Genomic DNA, 15,542 nt, shown 5'->3' with positions numbered 1-15,542 from the left:
CCCTCACGATTCGCACAGGAGTTTTCGCATGATGCGTCATTTGGCTTTTGTCGTGACCCTGGCCTTCGGCGGCGTGCTCGTCGTGCCGGCCCACGCCCAGGCGGCCGCCCGGCCCGCCGCCGCGCAGTCGTCGCCGGAGCAGGTGGTGCAGGTCATCGCCCAGCAGCTCGACGCGCAGGTGGCCGGTCACAAGGCCGAGTTGCAGCAGAACCGGGAAAAGCTGGTTGGCATCATCAATCAGATCTTCCTGCCGCATTTCGACGTGGACTATGCGGCGATCCTGGTGCTGGGCCAGCATGCCCGCGCGGCGACGCCGGAACAGCGCGCGCAATTCGCCAAGGCGTTCTACGACTCGATCACCCACCGCTACGCCGAAGGCCTGCTCAACTACACCAACGGCGCGGTGAAGGTGTTGCCCTTCGCCGGCGACCTCAATGCCAAGCGCAGCGTGGTGCGCACCCAGGTGGCCACCGGCGACGGCAAGACGGTGTCGGTGGATTTCGCCTTCCGCAAGACTGCCAGTGGCGAGTGGAAGGCCTATGACGTGGTGATCGAGGGCATCTCCTACATCACCAACTACCGCAACCAGGTGGATGCCGAAATCCGCAAGGTCGGCCTCGACCAGCTCATCAAGAACCTGCAGACCCAGGGCGACCAGGCGCTGAAGGCCATGGAACCGGGCGACCAGGCCCATGGCCGCTGAGGCAGCCTTCCGGCTGGATACGGCCACGCCGGGCACGCTCGCGGTGGGCGGCGCGCTGGGTTTTTCCACCGCCGCCGGCGCCCTGCGCGCGCTTGATGCCGCACTGCAGGCGGGCGACCGCACGCGGCTCGATCTTGCCGGCGTGAACCACTGCGACAGCGCCGGACTGGCCTGTGTGCTGGAAGTGCTGGCGGCCGCGCGTCGACGCGGCCAGGCGGTGCGCCTCGAACACGTGCCCGCGGGCATGCGCATGCTGGCGCAAGTCAGCGGCGTGGAGACCTTGCTGGACGGTTGATCGCCGACGTCGTCCAGTCACGAAAACGGGGCCGCGTCGGCCCCGTTTTCGTGTCCGCCTCAATGCGAGGCGGGCTGGTTCTTGTCCTGCTTCTGCTCCCACTGCTTCTGCTGCTCCAGCAGCTCGTCGGGGTCGAAGCCGGGCTGGTCGACGCCCTGCATCCGGTCGATCACCGCCGCCGGCGGATTGCCGTCGTAGAGCTGGTACAGGCGGCGCTGGCGGTAGGCGTCGCGCAGGAAGGCGTAAGGGTCATAGGCGGTGTCCAGGAAGCTTTCCGCGTCGATCAGCTGCGAACGCATCGACACCACGAACAGCACCTGCGGCAGGTAATACTGGCCGTAATTGAAATAGTGGGTGCGCGCGATGATGCTCAGCGGGTCGAAGAAATAGCCGTCCACCGGGTAATGCCACACGTCGCGCGCGGTGGACGGGCCCAGCAGCGGCAGCATCAGGAAGGGGCCGTCGGGCACGCCCCAGCGCGCCAGCGTGATGCCGAAGTCGGTGGTCTTGAGCGGAAAGCCCATCTTCGTGGCCGGGTCGAACAGGCCGCCCACGCCAACGGTGAGATTGATGAGGAAGCGCCCGGTGCCGCCCAGCGCGTCGGAAGGCCGTGCCTGCAGGAGGTCGTTGGCCACCGTGACCGGCATCTGGATGTTGGTGAAGAAGTTGTTGACCGAGCGCCGCACCGGTGGGTTGGTGACCGCGCGATAGGCCACGGCGGCCGGGCGCAGGGCAGCCTTGTCCAGCCTGTCGTTGACCGCGTAGACCTTGCGGTTGATCTTCTGCAGCGGATCGTCGGTGCGCGGTGGCGCGATCGCGCAGCCGGCCAGGAACGCCACGGCGAACAGTGCCAGCCAGCGGCGAGGCGAGAGGAAAGGCAGCGAAGGCAACGTCGGCATGGGGGCGGCCGGGGCGATGGGTTGGATAGTGTACCGCTTGGTTTTATATGTGACGCGTATTTCGTCGTATCTACGGGCGCACAGTGCGTGGCGCGCGAAACCGCCCATATTACGCGTTTGCTGCATTGCCATGCCAGCGCCCGCTGCTCTACACTGTTACCCCGTATAAGTCTCTATTCTCCAAGGAATTCACATGGCCCGCATTACCGTGGAAGACTGCCTCGAGGTGGTCGACAACCGTTTCGAGCTGGTGTTGATGGCGACCAAGCGCGCCCGCCAGCTCGCCAAGGGGGCCGAGCCGGCCGTCAATCCGGAAAACGACAAGCCCTCGGTGCTGGCGCTGCGCGAAATCGCCGACCGCCGCATCGACCAGGCCACCATCGACGAGATCGACAAGGTTGAGCGCGAGCGCGCCGAGCGCGAGGCGCTGGAGTGGGCTGCGGCCGAAGTGGACGAAGACCTCTCCAGGATCGGCGACGATTGATGGAGAGCGGCAGTAGACCGCGCAGGCGACGCATCGGGGTGGCCGATGCGCCCGTACGCGCGGTCGGCGAGGCGGCCACTGGCCGGCTTGCCCTGCCGCTGAGGCCCCGCGCGGGGCGCCAGCCAGCATGAAAGCCACCCGTCCGCCCGCCGCCGATGTGTTGCCGCCTTACGTGCAGGCGCTGAAGGACAAGCTCGACTACCTGCCACCGCCGCCGCTCGAGCGCGTACTGCGCGCCTTTCGCGTCGGCGCGGAGGCCCATGCGGGGCAAACCCGCAAAAGCGGCGAACCCTACATCACCCATCCGGTGGCCGTGGCCGGCATCCTCGCCGAGTTGCACCTGGACGCCGAAACCATCATCGCGGCGATCCTGCACGACACGCTGGAAGACACCGCGCTCGGTCGCGACGCGCTGGCCGGCGAGTTCGGCGAAACCGTGGCCGAGCTGGTCGACGGTGTCACCAAGCTGGACAAGATGCGCTTCGGCAGCCGCCAGGAGGCCGACGCGGAAAGCTTCCGCAAGATGCTGCTGGCGATGGCGCGCGACCTGCGCGTCATCCTCATCAAGCTGGCCGACCGCCTGCACAACATGCGCACGCTGGGCGCGAAGGACGGCCCCTCGCGGCGCCGCATCGCGCGCGAGACGCTGGAGATCTACGCGCCCATCGCGCAGCGGCTGGGCATGAACAAGGTCAAGGCCGAGCTGCAGGATCTGGGCTTCCGCACGCTGTATCCGGATCGCTATCGTGTCATCAGCGAGCGCATCCGCGCCGCGCTGGGCAACCGCCGCGAGGCGATGGGCAAGATCGAGCACGCGCTGGCGATGCGCCTGGCGGCGGAGAAATTGCCGGCGCGCGTGGTCGGCCGCATCAAGTCGCCATGGAGCATCTATTCCAAGATGCGCGGCGAGCACAAGAGCTTCACCCAGCTGATGGATGTCTACGGCTTCCGCGTGGTGGTGGACAGCGCGATGAGCTGTTACATGGCGCTGGGCGTGGCGCACGCGCTGTACAAGCCGGTGGACAAGCGCTTCAAGGATTTCATCGCCATTCCCAAGGCCAACGGCTACCAGTCGCTGCACACCGTGTTGCTGGGGCCCTTCGGCGCGCCGATCGAGGTGCAGATCCGCACGGCGGAAATGGACTCGGTGGCCGAGAGCGGCGTGGCCGCGCACTGGGCCTACAAGACCGATTCGGGGCCCGCCAACAGCGCGCAGGCGCGTGCCCGCGAGTGGCTCTCCTCGCTGGCCGACAGTCAGGTCAACACGCCGGGCTCGGATGAGTTCATCGAGAACGTCAAGATCGACCTGTTCCCTGACGAGGTCTACCTGTTCACCCCGCGCGGCGACATCCTCGCCCTGCCGCGCCACGCCACCGCGCTGGATTTCGCCTACGCCGTGCACACCGACGTGGGCGATCACGCGGTGGCCGCGCGCGTGGACAAGAAGCTGGTGCCGCTGCGCGCGAGGCTGGAATCGGGCCAGCTGGTGGAAATCATCACCGCGCCCTCGGCGCTGCCCAACCCGGCGTGGCTGGAGTCGGTGGTCACCGGCAAGGCGCGCACCGCGATCCGCCAGCACCTCAAGCACATGCAACATGAGGATGCGGTGGACTTTGGCCACCGCATGCTCGACCGCGCACTGGACGCACGCGGCAGCAGCCTGGAATCCATTCCCCCGGCGGTGCTGGATCGTTTCCTGCAGGAAGCGCGGCTCAAGCGGCTGGAGGAGCTGCTGGCCGAGATCGCGTTGGGCAACCGCATGCCCGACGTCGTCGCTGGCCACCTGCTGGCGCTGCGCGACGGCCGTCCCGACGAGGCGGCGCCCGGCGCGCCGCTCAAGCGCGAGAAAATCCGCATCAGCGGCGTCGAACGCGGCGTGCTCAGCTACGCCAACTGCTGCCACCCGCTGCCGGGCGACGCCATCTTCGGCTACCTCTCGCCCGGCAAGGGCATCGTGGTGCACCGCGAGGAGTGCCCGAACGTGGTCGAGCTGCGCAAATCGCCCGAGCGCTGCGTGGCGATCGGCTGGGATCGCGACGTGCAGGGCGACTACCGCGCCGAACTGCGTGTGGAAGTCATCAACCGACCCGGCGTGCTGGCCACCATCGCCGCCGCCATCGCCGCCGCCGATTCCAACATCGAGAATGTGGAATACGCCGAGCGCGACGTCGCCGCCGCCACCCTGCTGTTCGCCATCGAAGTGAAAAACCGCAAGCACCTCGCCGACGTCATCCGGCGCGTGCGCCGCACCGGCGTGGTAAGCGGGGTGTATCGGCATCCCTTGTGACCCGGGACTGGTGATTCGGGATTCGGCGAGGCGGCTGCTTGTCTCCCGCTCCCCCCAGGCTCCGCCTGGGGAAGCGGGTTGGGGTGAGGGAGTGCTTCGGTATCGCTGGGCAGCACGAGGCTTGCGCGCTACGCTTTGGCTCTTGCAAATCCCCCATCCCCTGTCCCAAGGAACGCCCCATGTCTCGCCAGATCATCACCAGCGAAAACGCCCCCGCCGCCATCGGACCCTACTCGCAGGCCGTGCGTGCCGGCGACACCGTGTACTTCTCCGGGCAGATTCCGCTCGACCCGGCCACTGGCAACGTAGTCGAGGGCGACATCACCGCGCAGGCGCACCGCGTGTTCAAGAACCTGGTGGCGGTGGCGCAGGCGGCGGGCGGCTCGCTGGCGCAGTTCGTCCGCGTGGGCATCTACGTCACCGACCTGGCCAACTTCGCCGCGGTGAATGCGGTGATGGCCGAGTACTTCCAGGCGCCGTACCCGGCCCGCTCCACCATCGAAGTTTCCGCCCTGCCCAAGGGCGTGCAGGTGGAGGTGGACGCGATCATGGTGCTTGGCTGATCGTTCGCCTTGGCGATGATGGTCGCCAGCGACGACGACGACACGGGCGCACGGCCCGTGTCGTCCCTGCCGGGCGTGGGCCCGGCGCTGCTCGCCCTGCTGCACAAGCTGGGGCTGGAGCGAGTGCAGGATCTGTGGTTCCACCTGCCGCTGCGTTATGAGGATCGCACCCGCGTCACCGCGCTCGCCGACCTGCGTCCCGGGCAGAGCGCGCAGGTCGTAGGCACGGTGGCGGCGGTGGAGCGCGGCTTTCGCTTTCGTCCGCAATTGAAAGTGGCGCTGGATGATGGTGGCGCGCATACGCTGCAGCTGCGCTTCTTCCACTTCAATCGCGCGCAGGCCGAGCAGTTCGTGGTTGGCGCGCGCATTCTCTGTTTCGGCGAGGTGCGCTGGGCTGCGCAGGGCTGGGAGATGGTGCATCCGCAGTATCGCCGCCTCGCCGCCGGCGAAGCAGTGGCGGTGGAAGCTTGCCTGAGCCCGGTGTACCCGAGCACCGAAGGGCTGGGCCAGAAGCGTCTGGCCGGCGTGGTGGACAAGGCGCTCACGCTGTTGCCCGACGCGGCGGCGCTGGAGCTGATCCCGGCCGAGCTGTGCGCCGCGCATGGCCTCGCCTCGCTGCGCGAAGCCCTGCTCACCGTGCATCGTCCGCCGCCCGACGTGCGGCTGGATCTGTTGCTGCATGGTCGGCATCCGGCGCAGCAACGGCTCGCCTTCGAGGAACTGCTGACCCAGCACCTGAGCCTGAAGCGCATGCGCGCGGCGGTGCAACGACGCAAGTCGCCAGCGCTGGGCGGCGCGGGCGACCTGCGCCGGCGCTTGCTGGACGGCTTGCCGTTTGCGCTCACCGCCGCGCAGCAACGCGTGACGGCGGAAGTCTGCCGCGACCTCGCACAGCCGCATCCCATGCTGCGTCTGGTGCAGGGCGATGTCGGCTCGGGCAAGACCGTGGTCGCCGCGCTGGCCGCGCTGGCGGCAGTGGAAGCTGGCCAGCAGGTGGCGCTGGTGGCGCCGACCGAACTGCTGGCCGAACAGCACCTGCGCAACTTCCGTCACTGGCTGGCGCCGCTCGGCGTCGAGGTCGCATGGCTGGCCGGCAAGCAGCAGGGCAAGGCGCGTCAGGCGGCGCTGCGCCGCGTGGCCGAAGGCGCCGCCGTCACCGTCGGCACGCACGCACTGATGCAGGAAGGCGTGGCGTTCGCCAGACTGGGTCTGGTGATCGTGGACGAGCAGCACCGCTTCGGCGTGCAGCAGCGCCTCGCCCTGCACGACAAGGGCGCCGATCACGCAGCGGGCGTGGTGCCGCACCAACTGGTGCTCACCGCCACGCCGATCCCGCGCACGCTGGCGATGAGCGCCTACGCCGATCTCGATGTTTCGGTGATCGACGAACTGCCGCCCGGTCGCACGCCGGTGCAGACCGTCGCCGTGTCCAATGCGCGCCGCGCGGAAGTGATCGCCCGCATCCACGCCGCCTGCGCGGAAGGCCGTCAGGTGTATTGGGTATGCACCTTGATCGAGGAATCGGAACTGCTGCGCGCGCAGGCCGCCGAGGTGGCGCATGCGGAGCTTTCCGCCGCGCTGGCCGACTGCCGGGTGGGCTTGATCCACGGCCGTCTCAAGCCCAAGGACAAGCAGGCGGTGATGGACGCCTTCAAGGCCGGCGAACTGGCGGTGCTGGTCGCCACCACGGTGATCGAGGTGGGCGTGGACGTGCCCAACGCCAGCCTCATGGTGATCGAAAACGCCGAGCGTCTTGGGCTGGCGCAGTTGCATCAGTTGCGCGGGCGGGTGGGGCGCGGCGCGGTGGCCTCCAATTGCGTGCTGCTCTACCAGCCGCCGCTGGGCCAGCTCGCGCGCGAACGGCTTGCCGTGATGCGCGAAACCTGCGACGGCTTCCGCATCGCCGAAAAAGACCTGGAACTGCGCGGCCCCGGCGAGGTGCTGGGCACGCGCCAGACCGGCCAACTCGCCTTCCGCATCGCCGACCTTGCCCGCGACGCCCATTGGCTGCCTGCCGTGCAGCAGGTCGGCGAGCGCCTGCTGGCCGAGCACCCACGCGAGGCGGATCGCCTGATCGCGCGCTGGATCGGCGGGGCGGCCCGCTACGCGCGGGCGTAAATCAGCTGGCGCGGATCAAACCCGAAACGTCGTGCGCCTGGACGGTGGCTTACACGCGCTACAGACGGGCGACTCCTCACAGGCACTCGAGGCGCGCTTCGACAGGAGAAACAATCATCCGCCCTCAGAGTTACCCGGCAGCCGGGGTAACTCTGAGGGCGGTCAGGGTGCGTGAGGCGGTAACCAGCCAAAGAAAAACCGCGCCGTGGCGCGGCTTCTGGGTGGTGCGGGTAGTGCATTTGGTGCCGGCACCCGGATTCGAACTGGGGACCTACTGATTACAAATCAGTTGCTCTACCGACTGAGCTATACCGGCGCAACGGGGGATTCTCTCAGAAACAGCTGGTGCTGTGGGAGCCCACGCCGCTGCTGCGGATGCGGCTGCGCCAGTCGATGCCCGGGCCACTGGCGACCAGGTCGAGCCAGTATTGCGGCACGGTTTCGGTGCGCTCGTTGATGCGGGCGGGGTAGCCGGCGGCGACGACCTGGTCGCGGCGGTGGTGGGCGTTGTCCTGGTCGTGGAACAGGCCCAGCGAGATGGTGTTGGGCTGGTCGCCGCCGCCGACCACGAAGTAGTCCTTGATGCCGTGGGCGGCGAGTTGCTGGGTGACCGCCAGCGCCTGCGCGCGGCTGCCTGGCGAAGGCAGGTAGACCCACCAACTGCTCGATTGCGCGGCCAGCTCCTGGCGCGAACGCATGCGGCTGGCGAACGGGGTGAGCGCGCTGCGGGCTTGCTGCAGGTCGTGTGGGGTGGCGAAGGGCCCCAGGGTAAGGCAGCGCATCTCGGTCGCGGGCTTGCCGGCCGGTTCGGGTCGTTCGGTGACAGCCGGGGCGGGCAGGGCTGGCACGGCCGCCGTGGCGGCGGGGGTGGGCATTTCGGAAAGCAGGTGCAACTCGCGCACGCCAGGGTCGGTGGCTGCCGGCACGTGGGCGTAGGGCTGGCCAAGCCACAGCCAGGCACCGGCCACGATGTTGAGTGTCACCAGCAGCACGAACAGCAATCGCAGGAACATCGCTCCCCCGTCATCCATTGTGGCGGCGCGCAGCATGCCGTCGCGCGCCGGGAATCATTGTGACGCGGCCCATACCGCGAGCCCGTGCAGCACACTGTCGTGGGTCAGCTGCGCGGGATGCGCGAGCAGCGGCAGCAGCATGGCGGCGTCGCCGCCGCCAAGGCATAGCGTGGGCGCTTCGCCCAGCACTGGGGTCATGCGCGTGGTGAAGCGCTCGATCAGTGCGACAGCGGCCAGCGCGCAGCCGGAGGTCACCGCGTCGGTGGTGTTGTCGGCGGCTTCGACCACGCGGCCCGCGTGGTCGGCCTGCACCCTGGCGGTGGCACCGAGCAGGGATTCGCGCATCAGGCGTGGCCCCGGCGCGATCAGGCCGCCGAGGTGGCGGCCGTCGGCCGCGAGCGCATCCAGCGTGAGCGCGGTGCCGACGCCGGCCAGCACGCAGGGCGCGCGGCCGTCGGCGCGGGCGGCGACCATGGCGAGGAAGCGATCCACGCCGAGGCGCTGCGGTTCGGCATAGGCGTTCACCACGCCGCAGGCTGCGGGGGGCGTGCGCAGCCAGCGCGGCGCCAGGCCGAAGGCGCGGGCGACACTGGCGGTAACGGTTGCCTCGCGCGCTGCGTCCACCACCGAGGCAGCGAAGGCAGCGTGGATGGCGCGTCCTTCCCATGCGCTGGCGAGTGTGCCGGGTACGTCTTCGTGCCAGCCCACCGCGCCGCCGGCGCGGCCGTCGACGCCATCGGCGAACGCCCATTTCAGGCGGGTGTTGCCCAGGTCGAGCAGCAGGTTCATGCGCGGCGCACCGTGACGTCGGCGCTGTCCACCGTATGCAGCGTGCCATCCGGCAGGCGCAAGCGGAGGGCGCCGCGATCGTCCACGCCGGCGCCGATGCCGTCGCGCTCGCCGCCGGCACCGGTGAGGCGCAGCGGTTCTCCGCGCAGGAGGTCGTGGCGGGCGTAGTCGTCGGCGAAGGCGGCGAAGCCGGCGCGCTCGAACTGGGCGAGGCCGTCGACGAGGGCGGCGATCAGGGCGGCGGCGGCCAGGTTGCGATCCGGCGGGTTGCCGCCGGCGAGGCTGGCGAGGTCGCAGGTGGCCTGGCCGGCCTGTTCGCGCAAGGTGTCGGTGAGGCGCAGGTTCACGCCAATGCCGATGATGGCGGCGCACGGCCCCTGGTACTCGCCGCTCAGCTCCACCAGGATGCCGGCGAGCTTGCCGGACGGCAGGCCGGGCGCGGCGGCCAGCACGTCATTGGGCCACTTGAGGTCGGCGCCATGGATGCCCAGCGCCGCCAGCGCGCGCAGCACGATCACGCCGAGGGCGAGCGACAGGCCAGCGAGCGTGGCAAAGCCGCCGTCGAAGCGCTTCACGCAGGAGAGGTAGAGGTTCAGCCCCGGTGGCGACAGCCAGTGCCGTCCGCGTCGGCCGCGGCCGGCGCTTTGTGTTTCGGCCAGGAGCACGCCGAGGTCGGGCGCGGCGTTGCCGCGACGTTGCAGTTCGCTGGAGGTGGAGTCGAGCTCCCAGTGCACTTCCAGCGCGCCGAGTTGCGCCGCCAGCTGCTTCGGCAGCGCGGCGCGGATGCGCGCCGCGTCGAGCAGTTGGATCGGCCACGGCAGGCGATAGCCGCCGCTGCCACCGGCCTCGATCGGCACGCCGCGTGCGCGCAGCGCTTCGACCTGCTTCCACACGGCGGCGCGGGTCACGCCGGTGCGGGCGGCCAGCTCGACGCCGGAGCGCGCCTGGCCGGAGGCCAATGCAGCGAGGAGGTCGGCCATCTGCATCAGCGATGGCTTCCGGAGGCGCGGGCGGCGGGAGGGATGGCGGCGGGCATCCGGCCATTTTAGCCGGCCACTGCGCGCGGCGGCGGTTTCAGGCCTCAAAGGCGCCGCGCAACCATTGCATGCGCGCCTGGGTCTCCTCGCCGTCGTAACTCACCACGTCGAAGCGGCAGGTGAGCCGGCCGAGGGCGGGATGTTCGGCCAGCCACAACTGCGCGGTGCGCACCAGTTTCTGTTGCTTGGCCACGGTGACCGATGCCAGCGCGTCGCCATGGCCGGCGCGCACGCGGTAGCGCACCTCGACGAACACCAGCGTGTCGCCCTCGCGCATCACCAGGTCGAGTTCGCCGTAGCGGGTGGTGTAGTTGCGCGCCAACGGACGCAGGCCGGCACGGGCGAGTTCGGCCTCGGCGCGGCGTTCGAAGTCGGCGCCGCGTGCACGCATCAGCCGGCCGGCGAGGCGCTGCTGCTGGCCGGGGCCGGCGTGGCGGCAGCCGGGACGAGGGTGCCATCGGCCGGGGTGGGCGCGCTGCTGGCGGGGGCGCTCTGGTCGTCCATCTGCAGGCTGCCGCTCAGCGGGCGCGCGAGGCCGTTCTGGAAGCTGGCCCAGGTCAGCACGCGGCGGATGCGGCCGAACTGGTCGGCGGCGAGCTGGCCGGTGGCGCCGGACAGGTAGCTGCCAGTGTGTTCGCGCAGCCAGTCGAGGTAGGGCACCAGGTTCCAGGCATCCATGCCGAAGGCGAACAGGCGCGCGCCGCCGTCGCGGGCGGTGGGTAGCATCGTGGCGATGTCGGCGTGGCGGGGCAGGCCGGGTTGGGCATCGAACAGCCACGGCGCGTCGCAGAATTCCACACCGTTCAAGTCGCCGTCGGCGGTGGGGTTGTCGCTGCCGGCATAGATGTGCGAGGTGCCGAACACCGGCAGCAGCACCTTGGCCACGCGCAGTTGCGGCAGCAGCAGGCGGGCCTGGGCGGGGCGCATGCTGATGAAGATGCCGGCGTGGTCGCCCGCCGTCGCCATGCCGAGCTGATCGATGGTGGCGGCGTAGTTGACCACGCCGCCGGGCAGGGTGGCCAGGCCGGAGACGGCGCCGCCGCGCGCGGTCATTTCGGCCTTGAAGGCGTCGGTGGCGCGGCGGGCGAAGTCGTCGTCGGAAATCAGCACGTAGGCGGCCAGCAGGCCGCGCTCGATCAGATGGTCGGCGGCCTGCGCGCCTTCGGTTTCCGGCAGCAGGCCGAACTCGCTGATGTCGCTGGCCGGCAGTTGCTTGTTGTCGGGGTGGTTCAGCGCGAGCAATGGCACCGGCAGTTTCGGCAGGGCGAACACGGCGGCCACGGCGCTGCGGCTCAGGGGGCCGACGGCCAGTTGCGCACCGTCCTTCGCCGCCTGCTGGTAGGCCTTCACTGCGCCGTCGTTGCTGCCCTGGGTGTCGTAGACGCGCACCGAGGCGCGCGGCGCATGGGTGCGGGCGGCCTCCGCGTAGGCGGCAAAGAAGCCTTCGCTGATGGCGTGGCCGGCAGCGGCGAGTGGGCCGCTCGCGGGCAGCAGCAGGGCGACGTGGGCGGGCATCTTGTAGCCCTCGCGCACGTCGGCACCGGCACCGGGCAGGAGGGTACCCACCGGTTGCTGCAGCGCTGGCGTGGATTGGGCCACGGCCACGCCCAACTGGCGCAGCGCTTCGTCGATCCACGGCAGCATGCGGTCGCCCGCCTGCATCGCACCGGCGCGGCGCATCAGCGGGCCGGCGCCGAGCTTGGCCAGTTCGTCCAGCGCCTGCTTGCGGTTCTGCGCGCGATCCAGCCCGTGCAGATGGTCGTCCATCTGCGCGCGGGTGCGCGCGGCGCCCCAGTGGTCGTCGGTGCCGGCCTGAGCCTGGGCGCGCAATTCGTACAGGCGCAACTGCAGGGCTTCGGGGATGGCGACGGTGGGCTGGGTGGTGAGCTTGAGCGCGCCGGCCGCGTCGTGCTGGTGCAGCGCCAGCTCGGCGCGCAGCAGGTCGAAACGCACGGCTTCATCGCCGTGCAGGTTTGGCCGCTTGATCTGCGCCAGCGTGGGCGCGGCGGCTTCGATGCGACCTTCCTCGCGCCAGGCTTCGGCGGCCAGCAGGCGGTAGCGGTCGGCGTGCGCGCCGTATTGTCCGGCCAGCGCGAGGTAGGCCTGCGCAGCCTGTCCGAGCTGGCCCTGCTGCGCCAGGGTGGCCGCGCTGCCCGCCGCGCCGGCCTCGGCGGCACTGGGCTTGACCTCGCCCGGCACGCAGCCGGCCAGGGCCAGCATGCCGGCGAGCAGCAGGGTCGGCAGGGTGTGGCGGATCGCGTTTGACAGGCGCATCGCGGCTCCCGGGTTCGGTATGGTGTGGCAAGTGCGCGATGATAGCCGATCGTTTTCCGGGAGCCTCCGATGCCCTCCGCACAACCAGGATGCCTGTGGGTGGTGGCCACGCCCATCGGCCATCGCGACGATTTCTCCGCGCGCGCCATCGCCACCTTGCGCGAGGTCGATGTGATCGCTGCCGAGGACACCCGGCACAGCAAGCCGCTGCTCGCGCACTACAACATCGCCACGCCGCTGGTGGCGCTGCACGAGCACAACGAGCGCGAGGTGGTGGAGGCCATGGTGCGACGCCTGCTGGCGGGCGAATCGGTGGCGCTGATCTCCGACGCCGGCACGCCGCTGATCTCCGATCCCGGCTTCCGCCTGGTGCGCGCGGCGCGTGCCGCCGGTATTCGCTGCGCGCCGGTGCCGGGTGCCTGCGCTGCCGTTGCCGCGCTGTCGGTGGCGGGGTTGCCCAGCGACCGCTTCGTGTTCGAGGGTTTCCTGCCGCCGAAATCCGCCGCGCGTCGCGCGCGCCTCACGGAGCTGGCGGGCGAGCCGCGCACGCTGATCTTCTACGAGTCGTCGCACCGCATCGCCGAGAGCCTCGAAGACATGCGCGTCGTGTTCGGCGACGAGCGCGAGGCGGTGCTCGCGCGCGAACTCACCAAGCTGTTCGAGACCGTGCTGGGCGAACCGCTGGCCGGACTGGCCGCGCGCGTGGCCGCCGACCCCGACCAGCAACGTGGCGAGCATGTGGTGGTGGTCGCCGGTCGTGGCGAGGAGGTCGACGCAAAACTCGTCGAAGGCCAGCGCATCTTCGCCATCCTGCGCGAGGAACTGCCGCCGGCCAAGGCGGCGAAGCTGGCCGCGGCGATCAGCGGCGCGCCGCGCAAGCTGCTGTATGGCGAGCGGGGCATGGGGCATGAGGCATAGGTGATCGGAACAGCGCGGCGCGCGTGCTTTTGCTTCTGCCCACTCCCGGCTCCCCATTCCCTGTGCCCAGCCATTACAATGGCTGCGGAGTCGGCCGGACAGTCGCGTCGCACGCAAGTGCATCGAGGAAAGTCCGGGCTCCACAGGGCAGAGTGCCAGGTAACACCTGGGCGGCGTGAGCCGACGGCCAGTGCAACAGAGAGCAGACCGCCGATGGCCCGCAAGGGCACAGGTAAGGGTGAAAGGGTGCGGTAAGAGCGCACCGCGTACGGGGTCAACGTCGTACGGCACGGTAAACCCCACTCGGAGCAAGACCAAATAGGGGGACATTGGCGCGGCCCGCGTTGTCCCCGGGTAGGTTGCTGGAGCCAGGCGGCGACGCCTGGCCGAGAGGAATGACTGTCGCGCCGCAAGGCGTACAGAACCCGGCTTACAGGCCGACTCCACCTCTTTCCACGCGCCCGCTCCATGCCATCTGGCATGGGGCGGGCGCGGACGTGCCTGTCAGTGGGTGGCAGTCGGCCTCCGAACGGCGATTCAGGATGGGGTGTGTTTTAAAAACTTCCTTTCTTTCAACTACCTTTGGATAACTCCTCACAAAGTGCTGGAAATAGCGCCATCACTTTGCCTTTACCCATTGATTCACAAGCAAAAATGCCTTGACAGTCTCAGGGTGCGAGATTACTGTGGCGAACAGTGTGAAATCGTGGGTTTTTGTGGAGCTACTTCGTGTTCCAAGGCGAAACCGCCATCACCGTCGACGACAAGGGCCGCCTGGCCATACCGACCGCGTACCGCGAGTTGGTGGCGGGCGCCTGCGCGAATCGGCTGGTGGTCACCTACAACCCCTTCGAGGCGGGTTGCCTGTGGCTGTTTCCGCATGCCGAGTGGGAAGCCGTGCGCGACCAGGTCAACAAGCTCTCCAAGGTGGTGGCGGCGCACCGCGACATGCAGATGAAGCTGGTGGGCGCGGCGGCGGTGGTGGAACCCGATGGCGCCGCGCGCATCCTGCTGCCGGCCAGCCAGCGCGCCACCACCGGGATCGAGAAGAAGGCGGTTCTCCTGGGCATGGGCAACAAGTTCGAACTGTGGAGCGAGCAGGCCCACCTGGCCAAGATTCGCCAGACCATCGGCGAGGACAAGATCACCGACGACATGGCTGCGCTGCGGCTCTGATCGACGACATTTCTGGATGACAGGTTACGGGGCGGGAGGTGCGGCATGGCCGAAGCGCGGCACATCCCGGTGATGTTGGACGAAGCGGTGGAGGGCCTCGCCGTGCGGACAGACGGGCGTTATCTCGATGGCACCTTCGGGCGCGGCGGTCACGCGCGTGCCGTGCTGTTGCGCCTCGGCCCCGACGGCCGCCTGCTGCTGATGGATCGCGACCCGCTGGCCATTGCCGCCGCCCGCGCGGCGTTCGCTGATGATGCGCGCGTGGCGATCCGGCACGCCAATTTCGCCAGCCTCGCCGAGTGGGACGAAACTGCCGCCGGGCTCGATGGCGTGTTGCTCGACCTGGGCGTGTCCTCGCCGCAGCTGGACGAGGCCGCGCGTGGTTTCAGTTTCATGCACGACGCGCCGCTGGACATGCGCATGGACACCACCGCCGGCGAGAGCGCGGCGGATTTCCTCGCCCGTGCCACCGAGCGCGAGATCGCCGACGTGCTGTGGCAATTCGGCGAGGAGCGGTTCAGCCGCAAGATCGCCCGTGCCATCGTCGAGCGCCGCGCGGAAAGCCCGCTCGCGCGCACCGGCGAACTGGCGGCGCTGATCGAGCGCGTGGTGGGCCGGCGCGAACCGGGCAAGCATCCGGCCACACGCAGCTTCCAGGCGCTGCGCATCCGCGTGAACGGCGAACTGGACGCGGTGCAGCAGGGGCTGGAGGCCGCGCTGGCGCGGCTGAAACCGGGTGGCCGGCTGGCCGTCATCAGTTTCCATTCGCTGGAAGACCGCATCGTCAAGGCCTTCATCCGCGACCATTCCGGTCGTGTGCAAGGCAGTCGGCGCGGGCCGCCGGTGGCCGTAAGGCCGGCTGAACTCGCGGCGGTGGGCAAGGCGCAGTTCCCCACCGAGGCCGAACTGGCCGCGAACCCGCGCTCGCGTTCGGCCGTGCTGCGCGTGGCCGTGCGATTGCCGTTGCCGGAGGCCGCATGAGGCTG

Annotated in this window: 15 protein-coding genes, 1 tRNA gene and 1 other RNA gene; 10 read left to right on the top strand and 7 right to left on the bottom strand. The window is 69.6% G+C overall.

Features of this window, described 5'->3' with window-relative positions; genetic code table 11:
* Positions 1-28: 28 nt before the first annotated feature.
* Together AC3WQA_RS08740 and AC3WQA_RS08735 are read left to right on the top strand one after the other, a co-directional pair.
* Positions 29-703 (top strand): MlaC/ttg2D family ABC transporter substrate-binding protein, encoded by a 675-nt coding sequence (locus tag AC3WQA_RS08740; protein WP_492674679.1) that lies wholly within the window; start codon positions 29-31, stop codon positions 701-703.
* Positions 693-998, top strand: coding sequence for an STAS domain-containing protein (locus AC3WQA_RS08735; protein ID WP_492674678.1), 306 nt, complete (start codon positions 693-695; stop codon positions 996-998). The genes AC3WQA_RS08740 and AC3WQA_RS08735 overlap by 11 nt, the downstream gene beginning before the upstream one ends.
* 59 nt (positions 999-1,057) lie before the next feature.
* On the opposite strand, the gene AC3WQA_RS08730 is transcribed toward AC3WQA_RS08735, so the two are convergent.
* Positions 1,058-1,897 carry an MlaA family lipoprotein gene (locus AC3WQA_RS08730; protein WP_492674677.1) on the bottom strand — a complete coding sequence of 280 codons (840 nt, stop codon included), beginning with the start codon at positions 1,895-1,897 and terminating at the stop codon, positions 1,058-1,060.
* A gap of 193 nt (positions 1,898-2,090) precedes the next feature.
* On the opposite strand from AC3WQA_RS08730, the gene rpoZ reads away from it, so the two are divergent.
* From rpoZ to recG, 4 genes are all read left to right on the top strand, one after another.
* Positions 2,091-2,381, top strand: a complete 291-nt coding sequence (rpoZ, locus tag AC3WQA_RS08725) for a DNA-directed RNA polymerase subunit omega (protein WP_492674676.1) — start codon at positions 2,091-2,093, stop codon at positions 2,379-2,381.
* 127 nt (positions 2,382-2,508) lie between these two features.
* Positions 2,509-4,668, top strand: coding sequence for a RelA/SpoT family protein (locus AC3WQA_RS08720; protein ID WP_492674675.1), 2,160 nt, complete (start codon positions 2,509-2,511; stop codon positions 4,666-4,668).
* Positions 4,669-4,847: 179 nt separating this feature from the next.
* Positions 4,848-5,231, top strand: a complete 384-nt coding sequence (locus tag AC3WQA_RS08715; protein WP_492674674.1) for a RidA family protein — start codon at positions 4,848-4,850, stop codon at positions 5,229-5,231.
* 15 nt (positions 5,232-5,246) lie between these two features.
* Positions 5,247-7,349 carry an ATP-dependent DNA helicase RecG gene (recG, locus tag AC3WQA_RS08710; RefSeq protein ID WP_492676338.1) on the top strand — a complete coding sequence of 701 codons (2,103 nt, stop codon included), beginning with the start codon at positions 5,247-5,249 and terminating at the stop codon, positions 7,347-7,349.
* A 240-nt stretch (positions 7,350-7,589) separates the two neighbouring features.
* Here the strand turns inward: recG and AC3WQA_RS08705 are convergent.
* The 6 genes from AC3WQA_RS08705 to AC3WQA_RS08680 all read right to left on the bottom strand — a co-directional run bounded on the left by AC3WQA_RS08705 (position 7,590) and on the right by AC3WQA_RS08680 (position 12,462).
* Positions 7,590-7,665 (bottom strand) — tRNA-Thr (locus tag AC3WQA_RS08705).
* Between the two features lie 16 nt (positions 7,666-7,681).
* Complete coding sequence (locus AC3WQA_RS08700) at positions 7,682-8,362, bottom strand: SPOR domain-containing protein (protein ID WP_492674673.1); 681 nt, start codon at positions 8,360-8,362, stop codon at positions 7,682-7,684.
* Positions 8,363-8,416: 54 nt separating this feature from the next.
* A complete protein-coding gene (locus AC3WQA_RS08695; protein ID WP_492674672.1) occupies positions 8,417-9,151 on the bottom strand; it encodes a type III pantothenate kinase in 735 nt (244 codons plus the stop codon).
* A complete protein-coding gene (locus AC3WQA_RS08690) occupies positions 9,148-10,137 on the bottom strand; it encodes a biotin--[acetyl-CoA-carboxylase] ligase (RefSeq protein WP_492674671.1) in 990 nt (329 codons plus the stop codon). Before AC3WQA_RS08690 ends, AC3WQA_RS08695 begins: the two co-directional genes overlap by 4 nt.
* A gap of 88 nt (positions 10,138-10,225) precedes the next feature.
* A complete protein-coding gene (locus AC3WQA_RS08685; RefSeq protein ID WP_492674670.1) occupies positions 10,226-10,579 on the bottom strand; it encodes a YraN family protein in 354 nt (117 codons plus the stop codon).
* Complete coding sequence (locus tag AC3WQA_RS08680; RefSeq protein WP_492674669.1) at positions 10,579-12,462, bottom strand: penicillin-binding protein activator; 1,884 nt, start codon at positions 12,460-12,462, stop codon at positions 10,579-10,581. The genes AC3WQA_RS08685 and AC3WQA_RS08680 overlap by 1 nt, the downstream gene beginning before the upstream one ends.
* A gap of 69 nt (positions 12,463-12,531) precedes the next feature.
* On the opposite strand from AC3WQA_RS08680, the gene rsmI reads away from it, so the two are divergent.
* The 4 genes from rsmI to rsmH all read left to right on the top strand — a co-directional run bounded on the left by rsmI (position 12,532) and on the right by rsmH (position 15,537).
* The gene (gene rsmI / locus AC3WQA_RS08675; protein WP_492674668.1) at positions 12,532-13,380 is read left to right on the top strand and encodes a 16S rRNA (cytidine(1402)-2'-O)-methyltransferase; all 849 of its coding nucleotides are present in this window, start codon (positions 12,532-12,534) and stop codon (positions 13,378-13,380) included.
* An 86-nt stretch (positions 13,381-13,466) separates the two neighbouring features.
* Positions 13,467-13,829, top strand: an RNA gene (rnpB, locus tag AC3WQA_RS08670) — RNase P RNA component class A.
* Positions 13,830-14,109: 280 nt separating this feature from the next.
* Positions 14,110-14,556, top strand: coding sequence for a division/cell wall cluster transcriptional repressor MraZ (gene mraZ / locus AC3WQA_RS08665; protein ID WP_492674667.1), 447 nt, complete (start codon positions 14,110-14,112; stop codon positions 14,554-14,556).
* 45 nt (positions 14,557-14,601) lie between these two features.
* Positions 14,602-15,537, top strand: a complete 936-nt coding sequence (gene rsmH / locus AC3WQA_RS08660) for a 16S rRNA (cytosine(1402)-N(4))-methyltransferase RsmH (protein ID WP_492674666.1) — start codon at positions 14,602-14,604, stop codon at positions 15,535-15,537.
* Positions 15,538-15,542 lie beyond the last annotated feature (5 nt).

It is taken from the genome of Rhodanobacter sp. FW106-PBR-R2A-2-24, assembly GCF_058789615.1.
Note: the sequence above shows the minus strand (reverse complement) of the source record. Positions and strands in the feature narration are given on the sequence as shown.